Origin of the sequence: Stappia taiwanensis (genome assembly GCF_014635285.1) — a bacterium.
GTDB lineage: Bacteria > Pseudomonadota > Alphaproteobacteria > Rhizobiales > Stappiaceae > Stappia > Stappia taiwanensis.
In genome coordinates this window covers 120,863-136,643 of record NZ_BMCR01000007.1, presented here as the reverse complement: position 1 = coordinate 136,643, position 15,781 = coordinate 120,863, and the positions used below count along the sequence as shown (strand labels likewise).

At 65.8% G+C, this 15,781-nt stretch carries 16 protein-coding genes and 1 other RNA gene; 7 read left to right on the top strand and 10 right to left on the bottom strand.

Annotated features, from left to right (window positions below; genetic code table 11):
• The first annotated feature begins 153 nt into the window (after nucleotides 1–153).
• Nucleotides 154–531 carry an MAPEG family protein gene (locus IEV83_RS15980; protein WP_181761202.1) on the top strand — a complete coding sequence of 126 codons (378 nt, stop codon included), beginning with the start codon at nucleotides 154–156 and terminating at the stop codon, nucleotides 529–531.
• Between the two features lie 111 nt (nucleotides 532–642).
• Here IEV83_RS15980 and IEV83_RS15975 read toward each other — a convergent pair whose 3' ends face one another.
• The 7 genes from IEV83_RS15975 to sdhC all read right to left on the bottom strand — a co-directional run bounded on the left by IEV83_RS15975 (nucleotide 643) and on the right by sdhC (nucleotide 7,227).
• Nucleotides 643–1,020 (bottom strand): VOC family protein, encoded by a 378-nt coding sequence (locus tag IEV83_RS15975; RefSeq protein ID WP_181761203.1) that lies wholly within the window; start codon nucleotides 1,018–1,020, stop codon nucleotides 643–645.
• 146 nt (nucleotides 1,021–1,166) lie between these two features.
• Nucleotides 1,167–1,949, bottom strand: a complete 783-nt coding sequence (locus IEV83_RS15970) for a succinate dehydrogenase iron-sulfur subunit (RefSeq protein ID WP_181761204.1) — start codon at nucleotides 1,947–1,949, stop codon at nucleotides 1,167–1,169.
• Between the two features lie 4 nt (nucleotides 1,950–1,953).
• Nucleotides 1,954–3,360 carry a cell envelope integrity protein CreD gene (creD, locus tag IEV83_RS15965; protein WP_181761205.1) on the bottom strand — a complete coding sequence of 469 codons (1,407 nt, stop codon included), beginning with the start codon at nucleotides 3,358–3,360 and terminating at the stop codon, nucleotides 1,954–1,956.
• A 142-nt stretch (nucleotides 3,361–3,502) separates the two neighbouring features.
• Nucleotides 3,503–4,363 carry an FkbM family methyltransferase gene (locus tag IEV83_RS15960; protein WP_181761206.1) on the bottom strand — a complete coding sequence of 287 codons (861 nt, stop codon included), beginning with the start codon at nucleotides 4,361–4,363 and terminating at the stop codon, nucleotides 3,503–3,505.
• 234 nt (nucleotides 4,364–4,597) lie between these two features.
• Nucleotides 4,598–6,427 carry a succinate dehydrogenase flavoprotein subunit gene (sdhA, locus tag IEV83_RS15955; protein WP_181761207.1) on the bottom strand — a complete coding sequence of 610 codons (1,830 nt, stop codon included), beginning with the start codon at nucleotides 6,425–6,427 and terminating at the stop codon, nucleotides 4,598–4,600.
• Nucleotides 6,428–6,432: 5 nt separating this feature from the next.
• Complete coding sequence (gene sdhD / locus IEV83_RS15950; protein WP_181761208.1) at nucleotides 6,433–6,816, bottom strand: succinate dehydrogenase, hydrophobic membrane anchor protein; 384 nt, start codon at nucleotides 6,814–6,816, stop codon at nucleotides 6,433–6,435.
• Between the two features lie 12 nt (nucleotides 6,817–6,828).
• Nucleotides 6,829–7,227: a succinate dehydrogenase, cytochrome b556 subunit gene (gene sdhC, locus IEV83_RS15945; protein ID WP_181761209.1), complete on the bottom strand. Its 399-nt coding sequence runs from the start codon at nucleotides 7,225–7,227 to the stop codon at nucleotides 6,829–6,831.
• 245 nt (nucleotides 7,228–7,472) lie between these two features.
• On the opposite strand from sdhC, the gene IEV83_RS15940 reads away from it, so the two are divergent.
• Complete coding sequence (locus tag IEV83_RS15940; RefSeq protein ID WP_181761210.1) at nucleotides 7,473–8,177, top strand: aquaporin; 705 nt, start codon at nucleotides 7,473–7,475, stop codon at nucleotides 8,175–8,177.
• A 58-nt stretch (nucleotides 8,178–8,235) separates the two neighbouring features.
• Here the strand turns inward: IEV83_RS15940 and IEV83_RS15935 are convergent, their stop codons facing one another.
• The 3 genes from IEV83_RS15935 to IEV83_RS15925 all read right to left on the bottom strand — a co-directional run bounded on the left by IEV83_RS15935 (nucleotide 8,236) and on the right by IEV83_RS15925 (nucleotide 10,474).
• Nucleotides 8,236–8,940, bottom strand: a complete 705-nt coding sequence (locus IEV83_RS15935; protein WP_181761211.1) for a sulfate transporter family protein — start codon at nucleotides 8,938–8,940, stop codon at nucleotides 8,236–8,238.
• 84 nt (nucleotides 8,941–9,024) lie between these two features.
• Entirely contained in the window at nucleotides 9,025–9,984 is a 960-nt protein-coding gene (gene nudC / locus IEV83_RS15930; RefSeq protein WP_181761212.1) for an NAD(+) diphosphatase, read from the bottom strand.
• A 58-nt stretch (nucleotides 9,985–10,042) separates the two neighbouring features.
• Complete coding sequence (locus IEV83_RS15925; protein WP_181761213.1) at nucleotides 10,043–10,474, bottom strand: HIT family protein; 432 nt, start codon at nucleotides 10,472–10,474, stop codon at nucleotides 10,043–10,045.
• Nucleotides 10,475–10,702: 228 nt separating this feature from the next.
• Here IEV83_RS15925 and IEV83_RS15920 point away from each other — a divergent pair, with 228 nt between their 5' ends.
• From IEV83_RS15920 to recR, 5 genes are all read left to right on the top strand, one after another.
• A complete protein-coding gene (locus IEV83_RS15920) occupies nucleotides 10,703–12,343 on the top strand; it encodes an acyl-CoA synthetase (protein WP_181761305.1) in 1,641 nt (546 codons plus the stop codon).
• Nucleotides 12,344–12,459: 116 nt separating this feature from the next.
• An RNA gene (gene ffs, locus IEV83_RS15915) (signal recognition particle sRNA small type) lies at nucleotides 12,460–12,557 on the top strand.
• 169 nt (nucleotides 12,558–12,726) lie between these two features.
• Nucleotides 12,727–14,670, top strand: a complete 1,944-nt coding sequence (locus IEV83_RS15910) for a DNA polymerase III subunit gamma/tau (protein ID WP_181761214.1) — start codon at nucleotides 12,727–12,729, stop codon at nucleotides 14,668–14,670.
• A 129-nt stretch (nucleotides 14,671–14,799) separates the two neighbouring features.
• Entirely contained in the window at nucleotides 14,800–15,120 is a 321-nt protein-coding gene (locus IEV83_RS15905; protein WP_181761215.1) for a YbaB/EbfC family nucleoid-associated protein, read from the top strand.
• A gap of 25 nt (nucleotides 15,121–15,145) precedes the next feature.
• Complete coding sequence (gene recR / locus IEV83_RS15900) at nucleotides 15,146–15,754, top strand: recombination mediator RecR (protein ID WP_181761216.1); 609 nt, start codon at nucleotides 15,146–15,148, stop codon at nucleotides 15,752–15,754.
• Nucleotides 15,755–15,781: the final 27 nt, after the last annotated feature.

The following is a 15,781-nucleotide window of genomic DNA, read 5'->3' as shown; positions in this document are numbered from 1 at the left end:
ACCCTAGAGCCGCCGGACCGCTCGCCGCCATGCGCCAGATCAAAGCCTGCCCGCGCCGCTTCGCCGCCTTGACGCGGGCCGGAGCGCAAGACAGGTTGCGCCACCTGCCGCGAACGGCTCCTCCCGCCCCTTTCCCATCAAGGAAACGCTTTCATGCCCATCGCCCTCTGGTGCGTCCTCATTGCCGCCCTGCTGCCCATGCTGTCCGCCCTGCCGGCCAAGTTCGACAAGGGCTATGACAACGCCAACCCGCGCAATCCGGATTTCTGGCGCGAAGGGTTCCGCGCCCGCGCCGCCAGCGCCCAGGCCAATGGCTTCGAGGCCTTCCCCTTCTTCGCCGTTGCCGTGATCGCCGGCTTGTGGCAGGGCGGCGATGGCGAATGGATCGACCGGCTCGCCGGCCTCTTCATCGGCCTCAGGCTGATCTACATCTTCTGCTACTGGACCGACCGGGCCAATCTGCGTTCGCTAAGCTGGGGGCTGGGCTTTGCCTCCGTCATCGCCATCTTCACCAGCCCGCTGTGGAGCTGACGAACACCGCCCCACTTAAGCGCCCCAAAGCCCTTCAATCGGCCCCGGTTGAAGGGCTTTTTCTTGGTGCACGCGGGCTTGTCGCACCGCGCCTAAAGGCACACCGCCGCCTCAGTCGTTCCAGACCGTTGCATTCTCAGCGAAATCCGGTCGTTGCGGCTTGACCACGCAGAAGCGGTGGCCGCTCGGCGCCTCCATCACCACCCAGCCCTTGATCTCCCGGAGGCGAGTTGCGCCGAGCCGCTCCAGCCGGGCGACCTCCGCCGGAATATCGTCGGTTTCGATATCAAGGTGTACCCGCGAGGGATGGTCGACCGCCTGCACCAGCACCCGCAGCTCGCCCGGCGGGCCCGTCAGATCGCGGTATTTCGGATCAATCGGATCGGCCTCGCGCTCACGCCCCAGGGCTGCGGCCCAAAAGGCCTCATGCGTTCCCGCATCCGTTCCCTCGCAATCGATCACCAGACAGGCCAACCGGCTCTTGTGCATAACTCCCCCCCGCCGCCAAGAACAAACAATGAACACTCAAGCATGCACAGGACGGAGGCGCAAGCCCCAACGCAAAAAGGCCGCCCCCGAGGGACGGCCTTTCATCGCTTTGCGGTCCGCCGGCGCGGCCGACGGGACGTCCGGTGTCAGACCCGGCGTTCGACCATCATCTTCTTGATCTCGGCAATCGCCTTGGCCGGGTTCAGCCCCTTCGGGCAGGCCTGCGAGCAGTTCATGATCGTGTGGCAGCGGTAGAGCCGGAACGGATCCTCGAGATTGTCGAGCCGCTCGCCGGTCGCCTCGTCGCGGCTGTCGATCAGCCAGCGATAGGCCTGCAGCAGCACGGCCGGGCCGAGATAGCGGTCGCCGTTCCACCAGTAGCTCGGGCAGGAGGTGGAGCAACAGGCACACAGAATGCACTCATAGAGCCCGTCGAGCTTGGCCCGGTCCTCGTGGCTCTGGCGCCATTCCTTCTCCGGCGCCGGCGTCGTCGTCTTCAGCCATGGCTCGATCGAACGATGCTGGGCGTAGAACCGAGTCAGATCGGGCACCAGATCCTTGACCACCGGCATATGCGGCAGCGGATAGATCTTCACCGGCCCTTCGCCGATCTCGCCCATGCCCTTGGTACAGGCGAGCGTGTTGGTGCCATCGATGTTCATGGCGCAGGAACCGCAGATACCCTCGCGGCAGGAGCGGCGGAAGGTCAGCGTCGGGTCGATCTTGTCCTTGATGTAGATCAGCCCGTCGAGCACCATCGGCCCGCAATCATCCTTGTCGATGAAATAGGTGTCGATGCGCGGATTGCGCCCGTCATCCGGGTTCCAGCGGTAGATCCGGAACTCGTGAAACTGGCTGGCGCCGGCCGGCTTGTCCCAGACCTTGCCCACAGCAACCTTGGAATTCTTGGGAAGCGTCAGCTGTACCATACCCTCAAGCCTCTTTCGCAGATTCTTCAAGCGCCTGTCCGGCAGCGCCGGACCATTCCACATTCCGCGTGGCGAACATCGTCACGGCAATCGCCAGGAAGGCAATGACCGAACCGACCAGCAGGGCATAGTCCTGCTCCCGCATCAGCAGATACAAAACCCCGTAAATGGTCGCAAGCACAATGGCCATGACCGCGCCAGCGCGCCGGTCCCGTCCATTGGCGGACACATAGGCGGCAACCAGCAACGTGATCGCTGTCGCCGCAACAAGATAGGCCCAGTCGTAGCCGATCTGCTCGGCGAAGGCGAGCAGCAGCAGGTAAAAGATCATCAGCGCGAACCCGACCAGCAGATACTGGATCCAGTACATGCTCCAGCTTGCCCGAAGCTCCAGAATGAACACGGCAAGGAAGGTCAGCGCGATGAAGCCGATACCATATTTCAGGCAGCGGGCCACCATCTGGTAAAGATCGACCGGCTGCACGAACCTGACGCCCAGCGGCTGATCGGTCAGCGGCAGGCGGGTCAGGGTCTGCGATTTGGGGACACCGCGCGCCAGGAAGGGGATCGACCAGGAGGCGGTGAACCCGTCCTTGGAGATGCTGCGGGTGTCGGGCAGGAACGCCCCGGTAAAGCCCGGATGCGGCCAGGCTGAGGTAATCTGAAGATTGGTGCTCTGGCCGGCGGGCGCGAAATGCAGTGACTGGGAGCCATTCAGCGCAAGATCGACCCGGAAGGCAAAGCCGGAACGCCATTCCGTCTCGGAAATCGGCACATGGACGCCCGATGCGGCGCGGCGCCTTCCCGCTACGGCACCAGAAGCGTCAAGCGCGCCAAGCCCCGGCTGGAAGGGACGGGCGGAGGCGCCGTCGAGCTGAAGCGACACGTCGTTCTTTACCGCGCGCATATCGCTGATTCCGATGACCAGCGTTGCCTGATCGGCAAGAACGGTAATGTCCGCCTCCTGCTCAAAGGCGGCCATATCTGCTGGCTCGAACCGGCCGGACAGATCGAGCTGGCCCTGAAACACCGGCAGCGTGTAGATGGATTTCTTCCGCTCCTCGACCCTGGCCTCGACCTTGTTGGTCAGCGTCTTGGGATAGAACAGCCGGTAATTGCGGTCGGTTTGCCGAAAGGTCTCGCCGCCGCTGCGGACTTCGCGGGTGGTCAGATACGGCACCAGCAAATAGGGGCCGTTGACCATCTGGGCATCGCCCCATCCGCGAGCGATCTCCTCGGCAACGCCGCGCGCCCGGCTCTCCCGTTCCTCAACCAGCGCCCAGATCATCAGGCTGGGGATGAACAGGAGCAGGGTCACGAACCCGATCAGCACGAATTTCATGCCCGGGGAGTTCACCCTTGGCCGCGTTGACAACAACCGTCCGGCGGCACCGGCGTTCGCTTCGCTCATACGTCACACTCCAGATCGCGAGATTCAACCGAAGCGAGCAAATCTGAGAGCGACGGCACTTTTATGCGCAAATCGGGGCAAGAGCAGGCCGAAATCGGGCCACTTACGGAAAGCGGGGAACAGGGGCGAGGCAAGACGCAGGTCACGTGCCGGTCTCCTCATCCACCAGTGTCAAAAGAATGTTGTCCGCCGTTTCGCCGGCGGGGCGATAGCCGCAGCCGATCAGCGCGGCCAGGCAATCCTCCTGCCAGTGCTCCCGGCAGTTGGTCTCCAGCAGGATGGCCAGCGGCCAGGCCTGACGCGGTGCACTGGTCACGAAGGGCATCAACACCCTGTCCTCGAAGCCCTCGACATCGACCTTCAGCACGTCGGCGCGGGCAATCCGGTGATCGGCCAGCACATCGCGCAAGGGGCGCACCGTCACCTGCCGCGACCGCCAGTCGCCGGCCCATTTTCCCGTTGTCAGATCAGGCACAAGGGTCGCGAAGCCGCAGTTCGACGGCTCCTGCCAGAGCGCCAGCGTCCCCGCTTCCGCGCCAATGGCTACATTGGCGATCTCCACCGTCGTCGCGCCATTGGCGGCGACATTGTAGGCGAGCCTCTCCGCCGTGTCGGAATTGGCCTCGATTGCCAGAACCCGGGCGCCGCGCCGGGCCGCATCGAGACTGTAGCTGCCCACATTGGCCCCGACATCGACAAAGGTCACGCCGGCACGAAACCGCGGCGCCAGCAGCGCATGTTCGGCTCTCTCCGGCAGCCGGCTACGGGCGAAGATCTTGCGATCGTCGTAGTTGCTGCCGGGGTAAAGGCGAAACCGCAGGCCATCGGCCTCCGCGTCATAGGGGCCGCGAAAGCAGCGGGCCACGAGCGCACGCACGCGCTTGCGCAGCCGGTCCGGCAATTCGTGCCGGTCCGCCAGGCGCCAGGCGAAACGCCCGATCCCCTCGGCCGGATAGGTGCCGAAAGGAGACGTGGTGTCGATGTCGAAAGTCACGGCCGCCATGCGCACATCGCGTCCTACAGCGCGCCCGGGTTGAGAGGCCCGCCGATCCCGCCCGCGACTGTCGTCAGGGAACCGGCAAGGCTTGCGTCGTTCCGCGCGGACCAGCCATCGTCACGGCGCGGCATTGGTACGCCGGCCACAGTCGGAGGGACCGACGCCGCCGACAGGGTCGCCGCAAGGGCGCTCCTGCCGAAGGTGTCCCGTCCCTGCTGTGCCCGGCGCTGGGTCATCGGCTTAGTAGACGCGCGCTTTCGGCGCGATCTTGGCCATGTCGATGCCGCCTTCCTCGAAGGTGGTCAGCGGCTCGGTGACCACCGCGCGATAGTCGAGCGTCACCTTGCCGGCCTCGTCGACGCGGGCCAGCGTGTGCTTGCGCCAGTTCTCGTCGTCGCGACCGCCCATCGGACCATCCTTGTAGTCCTCGCGGGCATGGGCGCCACGGCTTTCCTTGCGCGCCTCGGCGCCATGGACCGTGGTGATCGCGTTGGCCATCAGGTTCTCCAGCTCCAGTGTTTCCACCAGATCGGAGTTCCAGATCATCGACCGGTCGGTGACCTTGAGATCGGCGAGCTCGCCCCAGATCGCCGTCAGGCGCTGACAGCCCTGCTCCAGGCTTTCCTGGGTGCGGAACACGGCGGCGTCTTCCTGCATCGCCCGCTGCATCTTCTCGCGAAGACGGGCCGTCGGGGTGCCGCCATTGGCATGGCGCAGCTTGTCGAAGCGGGCCATGATCTTGTCGCAGCACGCCTCGTTCGGCGTCGGAACGGCGGACTTCGGATCGACCACTTCGGCAGCCTTGATGGCGGCGGCGCGGCCGAAGACCACCAGGTCGATCAGCGAATTGGAGCCAAGCCGGTTGGCGCCGTGCACCGAGGCGCAGCCCGCCTCGCCGACGGCCATCAGGCCCGGCTGGATCGCATTGGGGTCGTCCTTGGTCGGGTTCAGCACCTCGCCCCAGTAGTTGGTGGGGACGCCGCCCATGTTGTAGTGGACGGTCGGCAGCACCGGGATCGGCTCCTTGGTGACATCGACGCCGGCGAAGATCTTCGCCGATTCCGAAATGCCCGGCAGGCGTTCGGCGAGGATATCCGGATCGAGGTGGTCGAGATGCAGGAAGATGTGATCCTTCTGCTTGCCGACACCGCGCCCGTCGCGGATTTCCATGGTCATGCAGCGCGAGACCACGTCACGCGAGGCGAGGTCCTTGGCCGAGGGCGCATAACGCTCCATGAAGCGCTCACCCTCGGAGTTGACAAGATAGCCGCCTTCGCCGCGCGCACCCTCGGTGATCAGGCAGCCGGCGCCATAGATGCCGGTCGGGTGGAACTGCACAAACTCCATGTCCTGGAGCGGCAGACCCGCGCGAGCGGTCATGCCGCCGCCGTCGCCGGTGCAGGTATGCGCCGAGGTAGCGGAGAAATAGGCGCGGCCATAGCCACCGGTCGCCAGCACCACCATCTTGGCGGAGAAGCGGTGGATCGTGCCGTCGTCGAGGTTCCAGGCGATCACGCCCTGACAGACCCCGTCCTCGGACATGATCAGATCGAGCGCGAAATACTCGATGAAGAACTCGGCGTTGTGCCGCAGCGACTGGCCGTAGAGCGTGTGCAGGATCGCATGGCCGGTGCGGTCTGCGGCGGCGCAGGTGCGCTGCACCGGGGGACCGTTGCCGTAATTCTGCATGTGGCCGCCGAACGGACGCTGGTAGATGCGCCCATCCTCGGTGCGCGAGAACGGCACGCCGTAATGCTCCAGCTCGTAGACCGCCTTGGGCGCCTCGCGGGCCAGGTACTCCATGGCGTCGGTGTCGCCGAGCCAGTCGGAGCCCTTCACCGTGTCGTACATGTGCCACTGCCAGCAGTCCGGCGTCATGTTCTGCAGCGAGGCGGCGATACCGCCCTGGGCCGCGACCGTGTGTGAGCGGGTCGGGAACACCTTGGAAATACAGGCTGTGCGGAGGCCCTGCTCGGCCATGCCGAGGGTGGCGCGCAGGCCGGCGCCACCGGCACCGACGACGACCACGTCATATTTGTGGTCGACAAAGGAGTAGGCTTGTCCTGCCATTTTGTTCAGCCTCCGAAGCTGATCTTGAGAACGGCGAACACCGACGCAAGGCCGATGAAAACCGAGAAGAAGGTATTGCCCATCAGCGCCATCAGCTTGGCGCCCTCACCGTGGACATAGTCCTCGATGATCACCTGCATGCCGAGCTTCATGTGATAGACGGAGGACAGGATCACCAGCACCATCAGCACCCCGACGAGGGGGTTGGCGAGGGTCTCCACCACGTCCTCGTGATCGCCGCCCTGCAGCGCCACGATCAGGATCACGAAGAAGGAGATCAGGAACACATTGGCGACGGCGGTGACCCGCTGGTGCCAGAAATGGGTGGTGCCCTCCTTGGCCGAGCCGAGGCCCTCGACCTTGGAAAGAGGGGTGCGCATGTCGTTCATCGTCATTCTCCCTCAGCGAACCGCGTAGCCGATGACCCAGAGCAGGATCGTGATGGCGACCGAGCCGATGATCGTCGCCCGCGCCAGCCACTCGCGTGCCTCGCGGCCGAAGCCGTAGCCCATGTCCCAGATGAAATGGCGCAGACCGCCGATCAGGTGGTGCACCAGCGCCCAGGTAAAGCCGAACAGCACCAGCCGCCCGAACAGCGAGCCATACAGCTCGTTGACGAAGTCGAAGTACTCCGGTCCGGCGGCGGCGGCGACCAGCCACCAGGCAACCAGGATCGTGCCGACGTAAAGCGCCGCACCCGTGATCCGGTGCAGGATCGACATGACCATGGTGAGAATGGGTTTGTAGATCTGGATATGCGGCGACAGCGGCCGGCTGTTCTTCATCCCGACGTCCGACATGGGTTGTTCTCCCGTCTCCCCTAAGCCGCCTTACGTTTACGTAAACGGTAGCTATATCAGGGCCTTGTATCCCCGCCTTCTAGCGCCAACATCGGGCGGCGTCAAAGTATCCTGTTGGCCAGATTGACGCTTTGTTGTTGCCACTGGAGTGACCACGGCACTCATGATACCGTAGCGTTAGGGCTAAAAACCCAAATATTATTGACGCAAATTTCAAAGGATTCCTCGAGTATCGGAGATTCCTCATGAAGAAGCCAATCGCCGAATTCATAGGAACATTCACTCTAGTGTTTTTTGGTTGCGGCGCAGCTGTTATCGCCGGAATGGGGACGGGGCCAACCGCAATTGATATCCTTGGAATTGCTTTCGCTTTTGGTCTTGCGATCGTCGCCATGGCCTATGGCATCGGTATGATCTCCGGCTGCCATGTCAATCCGGCGGTCAGCTTTGGCGTCTTTCTCGCCGGCCGCATGCCGCTGTCGGAGCTTGTCGGATATGTCGTCAGCCAGGTTCTGGGTGCCATCGCGGGTGCCGCTGTGCTGGCGCTGATTCTGAGCGGCAAGACCAGCGGCTGGGACGGAAGCCTCGGCCAGAACGGCTGGGGAGCGGGCTATCTTGGGGAATATGGTGTGGTGTCCGCCCTCGTTTTCGAGACGGTTGCAACCTTCCTGTTCCTCGTGTGCATCCTCGGCGTCACTCAGAAGGGCGCCCCGAACCACCTGGCCGGCCTCGCCATCGGCTTGACGTTAACGGCAATCCACATTGTCGGCATCAACGTTACCGGGGTGTCGGTCAATCCGGCCCGCTCCATCGGTCCGGCATTGATCGGCGCAGGCTCCAACCCGCAGGCCGTGGTGCAACTCTGGCTCTTCATCGTTGCCCCACTGCTTGGCGCGGCAGGGGCGGGTCTGTTGTTCAAGTCCGGGCTGCTTGCACCAGACGAGAGCTGACGCGGGACGTTGCAGCAGACGGATGCCGCGTCAGCTCGATCGCAATGCGGCGACCAATTCATGACTGGTTGCCCAGCCGCCCTGCCCGCGCCGACCGGGTTTGGTTGCCAGCGGTGATGCGCTTGTTGAGATGCACCATCATCACCGTGGCGAAGATCGGCGTCAGCAGATTGAGCAGCGGGATGGCGAGGAACCCGGCAATCGCCAGACCGGCGAGAAACACCGTGCCGCGATGGGCGCGGCGAAAGGCCTTTGCCTCTTCCGGCGAGCGGAAGCGCATGGCGGCGAATTCGAAGAACTCGCGGCCAAGCAGATAGCCGTTGACCAGCAGGAAGGCGACCAGGTTGACGCCCGGCACCAACAGGAGGAACAGGGCCAGGAGGTTGCCGAGGATGACGATGCCGGTGAACTTGATCGCCTGCGGCACCGCCTGCGCCATCGGCAGGGCCCGCCCCGGCGGATCGGCCGGATAGTCGCCGCGCTCCACCACCTCGGCGATATCGTCCTGCAACAGGCCGGCGATGATGGCGGTGACCGGCGCCACCAGGAACCCGAGCACGAAGATCACACCGATGCCGGTCAGGATCGACAGGGCGGTATCGAGCCAGGGATAGGGCAGCGCCACGAACCAGGCGACGGCGCCGTTGAGCGCGATCCAGACCAGCAGCAGCAGGGCCAGCGTGTAGCCCAGCGTCTTCCAGAAGATCGCCCGCAGCTCGGGCTGGAAAATCTGCGTGAGCGCGCGCAGCGCGGAGGAAATCATGAGGCGCGAGGGTCCCGGTTGGTGAACGTCATCGCCTCAGGTAGGTGCAGCTTGCGGCGATCACAAGCGTTTTTGCCGGGCGGCTCAGGTTTCCTCGACCCAACAGCGAATCAGCCAGTGGGCGATGGACAGCGGCGGCGGGATCATCAGCCCTTGGGCATGAGTGCCCACCATCATCGACCGCACCTCCTTGCGGGAAAACCAGCGGCAATCCTCCAGTTCGCTTTCATCCATGTGGATCTCGCGGCTGGTCGCCGTCCCGTGGCAGCCCATCATCAGCGAGGCCGGAAACGGCCAGGGCTGACTGGCGCGATAAGTGACGGCACCCACGTGAATGCCCGCTTCCTCGAACACCTCGCGGCGCACCGCCTCCTCCACCGTCTCGCCCGGTTCGATGAAACCGGCCAGGGTGGAATAAACCCCTTCCGCGATCTGCGGCGTGCGTCCCATCAGACAGCGCTCACCGTCGCTCACCAGCATGATCGCCACCGGATCAGTGCGGGGGAAATGCAGGCCGCCGCAAGCGGGACAATCGCGCCGGTAGCCCCCGAGCGTCATCACCGAAGGGCTGCCGCAGCGCGAACAGAACCGGTGGGTGTCATGCCAGTGAAGCAGCGCACTGGCCTGTGCCAGCATCCCCAGCATGCCCGGCTCCAGCACGCCCTGCAGGGCGAGCGAGCGCAGGTCGATCGGCTTGAGCGGTTCGCCCAGCGTCTCCAGCTTGTCCGCGTCGATCTTCAGCGGCGCGGCGAACACCGGGGCGCCATCATCCGGAGCAAAGCCCAACAGCAGACTGTCTTCCGTCCGCATCGACAACCGGTCGGCGCGGTCCCGCCGATGCAGCACCGACAAGGGGCGCCCCGCACCCTGGTCCGACACATCCACCACCGGGCGCTTGTCGCAGAACAGCACGAAACGGGCCGCCTCCGCCGAAAAGTGGCGCGCGAGCCAGTCCGCATCGCCGCGATGCTCGGACAGGCGCTCCAGCGGATTGCCGTGAAAGGCGAAACCGGCGGCGGGAAGAGTGGCGGAACACAAGGTCATGAAAGGGTCAGATCCCGGCGGAAGAACAATGGGTGACGGTCGCAGGCGGCGGGACGTATCACGCCCCCGGCCCGGAGGGGGCCATGCCCAGCGCGTCGCGCAGGCGCCGGATCAGCATTCCCGCCACATCCTCTTCATAGGGCAGCGGCACACCCTGCCCCCAGACCGGGCCGGGCCACGCGGCATCGCCCTGGAACCGGGCGATCACATGCACATGGAGTTGCGGCACCAGATTGCCCAGCGCGCCGACATTCAGCTTGTCGCAGACCGTCACCGCCCGCAGTGCCGAGCTGGCGGCGGCGATCTCGCGCATCAGCAGCACGCGCTCCTCCTCGTCGAGGTCGAGGATTTCGGTCAGATCGGGGCGCTGCGGCACCAGCATCAGCCAGGGGAAGCGGGCATCGCTCATCAGCCGCACTGCACACAGGCCAAGAAGGCCGACAGGCAATGTGTCCGCCGCAAGCCGGGGATCAAGCACAAAGGGCGTCATTCAAGGGCCATCCATTGAGGTTCCCAGGCACTATATCGCGCCCTTGCCGTCGCACCACCCCCAACGCGCGCCGCTCCACCACGGGCGGCAAAGGCACACGACACCGATTGAGACTTGCCAAGCGCGCGTCCCTGCCGTTCCATTCGCCTGTCTTTTTCAAAGGAGGGCGACGTTGGGGGAGGACGGCACGATGCCAGCATGTCTCACCAGCGCGCCGAGGGGGGATCCATGCTGCCAGCGGCCGAGAGTTACGATGATCTGACGACGCGGTTTCGCTGGCAGATCCCCGAGTTTTACAACATCGGCCGCGACGTCTGCGACAAATGGGCGGAGCGCGACCCGACGCGCGACGCGCTGATCTGCATCGCCGAGGACGGGACCCGCCAGACCGTCAGCTTCGATGGCTTGCGCCGCCTGTCCAACCGGATCGCCGGGCTGCTGCGCGCCAGCGGCGTGACGCGCGGCGACCGGGTGGCGATCCTGCTGCCACAGGCGGTGGAGACCGCCGCCACCCATATTGCCGCCTTCAAGCTCGGCGCCATTTCCCTGCCGCTGTTCCTGCTGTTCGGCGAGGAGGCGCTGACCTACCGCCTGCGCGATTCCGGCGCCCGGGCGATCATCACCGACGCCGCCGGGGCGGCCAAACTGGCGGCGATTCGTCCGGACCTGCCGGACCTTGCCGAGGTCTTCACCATCGATGGCGCCCATCCCGGCACCCGCGATCTCCACGCGGAAGCAAAGGGGCTTCCGGACACCTTCGAGCCGGTGAAGACCAGCGCGGAAGACCCGGCGATCCTGATCTACACCTCCGGCACCACCGGCCAGCCGAAAGGCGCGCTCCATGCGCACCGGGTGCTGCTTGGCCATCTGCCGGGCGTGGAAATGAGCCATGACTTCTTTCCCCGCCCGGGGGACCGGATCTGGACCCCGGCTGACTGGGCCTGGATCGGGGGCCTGCTCGACGTGTTGATGCCGGCGCTGCACCACGGCGTGCCGGTCGTCGCCCGGCGCTTTGGCAAGTTCACCGCAGAGGCCGCCTTCGAGCTGATTGCCAGCGAGGGCATCCGCAACGCCTTCCTGCCGCCGACGGCACTGAAGATGATGCGCGCCTTCGACGATCCGGGAGCACGCTGGCGCCTCGACATGCGCACCATCGCCAGCGGCGGCGAAACCCTCGGCGCGGAGCTGCTCGACTGGGGCCTCCGGGTGTTTGGTGTCACCATCAACGAGTTCTACGGCCAGACCGAGTGCAACATGATCGTCTCCTCCTGCGGCGCGCTGATGCCGCCACGCCCCGGCATTATGGGGCGGGCGGTGCCCGGTCACGATCTGGCTATCGTCGATACCGAGGGCCGGCCACTGCCCGATGGCGAGGAAGGGGCGATCGCCGTACGGCGGGGCGATCCGGTGATGTTCCTGCGCTACTGGAACAACCCGCAGGCGACGGAGGCGAAATTCGCCGGCGACTATCTTCTGACCGGTGACACCGGCATCCGCGACGCGGATGGCTGGATCCGCTTCATCGGCCGCGACGACGATGTGATCACCTCCTCCGGCTACCGGATCGGCCCGGGCGAGATCGAGGACTGCCTGATCGGCCATCCGGCGGTGCAGATGGCCGGAGTGGTGGGCAAGCCGGACCCGGCGCGCACGGAAATCGTCAAGGCCTATGTGGTGCTTGCCGAGGGATATGCGGCGGATGCGGCGCTGGCCGCCGAGCTTCAGGCCTTTGTCCGCCAGCGTCTCGCCGCCCATGAATACCCGCGCGAGATCGCCTTCGTCGACGCTCTGCCGATGACCACCACCGGCAAGATCATCCGCAAGACCCTGCGCCGGCAGGCGGAGGATGAGGCCACGCATGCGCCCTGATCCACCCCCTGCAATGGGGACAAGGCTGTGCACGGACGGCGAATCGGGACAGCCGAGGCGTATTTGTCCGGATTTCCCCTTGCAAACGGGGCGATGAACGCCGATATATGCGCCCGGGAGGTTGGTGGTGGACGAGCCACTCGCCAACCGGGTCAGGTCCGGAAGGAAGCAGCCCCAACGAGTCGCGGCACGGGTCATCGTGCCAGCCTCCCACCTCAGCTTAACCCCCCTCCAGTCTCCGCTTCCCGCTCGCGGGAGCACCGATGTGCATGTTTCCGGCATCATCTTCGGTGATCGCCTTGCGCGCGATCTGTCATGGACAAATCCGCCTTTGGCACGGATAGCCCTCTACATTGCGGCCAAGCGCCGTTAAGTTGGACGACATGGACGGACCTTCGCACACCGACACAGACCTCGGCCCCGATGACGGGCACGACCCGGCACATCCGGCTTCCAGCCTTGAAGCCGGCGGCTATCGCGTTCTGGCGCGCAAGTATCGCCCCCGCAGCTTCGACGATCTCGTCGGGCAGGAGGCGATGGTGCGGACCCTGCAGAACGCCTTCGAGACCGGCCGGATCGCCCAGGCCTGGATGCTGACCGGCGTGCGCGGCGTCGGCAAGACGACGACGGCGCGGATCCTGGCGCGCGGGCTCAATCACGAAATTCCCGGCGAAAGCAGCCGTCCCACGGTGCAGCTCGACAAGATGGGCATCCACTGCGAAGCCATCATGGACGGGCGCCATGTGGATGTCATCGAGATGGACGCCGCCTCGCACACCGGCATCGACGACATTCGCGAGATCACCGAGGCGGCGCGCTACCGTCCGGCGTCGGCGCGCTACAAGGTCTACATCATCGACGAAGTGCACATGCTCTCCAAGGCCGCGTTCAACGGCCTGTTGAAGACGCTGGAAGAGCCGCCGGAGCATGTGAAGTTCATCTTCGCCACCACCGAGATCCGCAAGGTGCCGGTGACGGTGCTGTCGCGCTGCCAGCGCTTCGACCTGCGCCGCATCGACGCCGACAAGCTGGTGGGGCTGCTGCGCCGGATCTCCGCCGCCGAATCGGTCGAGATCAGCGACGAGGCGCTGGCGCTGATCGCCCGGGCCGGCGAGGGCTCGGCCCGCGATTCCCTGTCACTGCTCGATCAGGCGATCGCCCATGGACAAGGCCCCGTCGCCGCCGAGGATGTGCGCGACATGCTCGGCCTTGCCGACCGGGCGCGGGTCATCGACCTGTTTCAGCACTTGATGAAGGGCGACGCTGGCGCCGCCATGGCCGAGTTCCGGGCGCAGTACGACAGCGGCGCCGATCCGGTGGTGGTGCTCTCGGACCTTGCCGAATTCACCCATCTGGTCACCCGGCTGAAGATCGTGCCGAGCGCCGGCGACGAAGCCTCCGTCACCGAGGCGGAACGGCGACGCGGGCGCGAATTGGCCGATACCCTGTCGCTGCGCATCCTGTCGCGCACCTGGCAGATCCTGCTGAAGGGCGTTGCCGAGGTGCAGGCCGCGCCGAAGCCGCATCTGGCGGCGGACATGGTGCTGGTGCGCATTGCCTATGCCGCCGACCTGCCGGACCCGGAAGAGGCGCTGAAGCTGCTGAAAAGCGGTCAGCCGCTGCCCGTGGCCGCGCCCACGCCGGGCGCGCCGCAGACCGGCCCCTCCGGCGGGGCGCCAGCGGGCGGACCGAACGCCTCTTCGGCGCCGCAGATGGCTGCGCCAGCGGTTTCCCAGCCGCAACAAGCCGCGGCGCCCTCCTCTGCCCCGGTTGGCGGCGAGCCACGACTTCAGGCGCTGGCCGGCGGTCGTGCCGCCGGCGGTCCGGCCGCTGCGGCCCAGCCCGTCCCCCAAGCCGAGAATGCCCCGACCCCGGGTCATGCCGAACCGCAAACGGATGCGGTTCCGCTCAGATCGCTGGCCGATTGCGCGGCGCTGGCTGCGGAAAAGCGCGACATCCGCCTGAAGGTGGAGATCGAACGGCAGATGCGGTTGGTGCGTTTCGAGCCTGGCCGGATCGAGATCCAACCGGTGCCGGAGGCCGATCCGGATCTGGCCGGGCGCTTCGGCCGCAAGCTTGGCGAATGGACCGGGCGGCGCTGGATCGTCTCGGTCAGCCGGACGCAAGGGCGCCCGACCCTGCATGAGGAGCGGGAGGCCAACCAACGCCAGCTCCTCTCAGACGCGAAGTCCGAGCCGGCGGTTGCCGCGCTGCTGGAGGCCTTTCCCGGCGCCAAGGTGGTCGACGTCAGGATGCAGGCGCCCGACGAAGCGCTTGACATGCCGCCGGTCGAGGACGACATCGACAGCGAGAACCCGGCACCTTGACCTTTGACACGCCGATCCCGGCACCCTGAACCGGGACCGCCGGACCGGACCGGTGGCCCTCCCGGCGGCCGGCTCATTCTGGACACACGGGCCGCGCAAGCCGCCCCACTCACGCGATGGAGACCGCAGATGGATTTCTTGAAGATGATGAAGCAGGCGAAGCAGATGCAGGAGCAGATGGGCTCGCTGCAGGAAAAGCTCGCCGAGTTGGAAGTCGAAGGCAGCTCCGGCGGTGGGCTGGTGCAGGTCACCATGTCCGGCAAGGGCGAATTGAAGGGCCTGAAGATCGACCCGTCGCTGGCCAAGGCCGACGAGATCGAGATCCTGGAGGACCTCATTCTCGCCGCGCATCAGGACGCCAAGGGCAAGGCGGAAGCCGCCATGCAGGAAAAGACCCAGGAGCTGATGGGCGGCCTTGGCCTGCCCGCCGGCATGAAGCTGCCGTTCTGACGGCGCGCGAAGGCGGACGGACCCCATGTCGAACCGGGCGGTCGCCGGGCCGGAAATCGAAAAGCTGATCCAGCTGCTGGCCAAGCTGCCCGGGCTCGGGCCCCGCTCGGCCCGGCGCGCGGCGCTGCATCTGATCAAGAAGAAGGATCAGTTGCTGATCCCGCTCGCCCGGGCCATGGGCGTTGCGGTCGACAGCATCGGCGTCTGTTCCACCTGCGGCACGGTCGACACCACCGACCCATGCACCATCTGCTCGGACCCGCGCCGCGACACCGGCACCATCGTCGTCGTCGAGGATGTGGCCGATTTGTGGGCGCTGGAGCGGGCCGGGGCGCTCAACTGCCGCTATCACGTGCTCGGCGGCACCCTGTCGCCGCTCGATGGCATCGGCCCGGACGACCTGACCATTACCGCGCTGCTCGAACGGGTCGCCGCCGGCGGCATCCGCGAGATCGTGCTGGCGGTCAACGCCACGGTGGAGGGCCAGACCACGGCCCATTACATCACCGACCGGCTGCGTGGCCTTGATGTCTCCGTTACCCGGCTGGCCCATGGCGTGCCGGTCGGCGGCGAGCTCGACTATCTCGATGAGGGCACGCTGGCGCAGGCGATGAAGGCCCGCACCCAGTTCTGACGCCCCTTCCCCGCTTGCCTGTTTCGC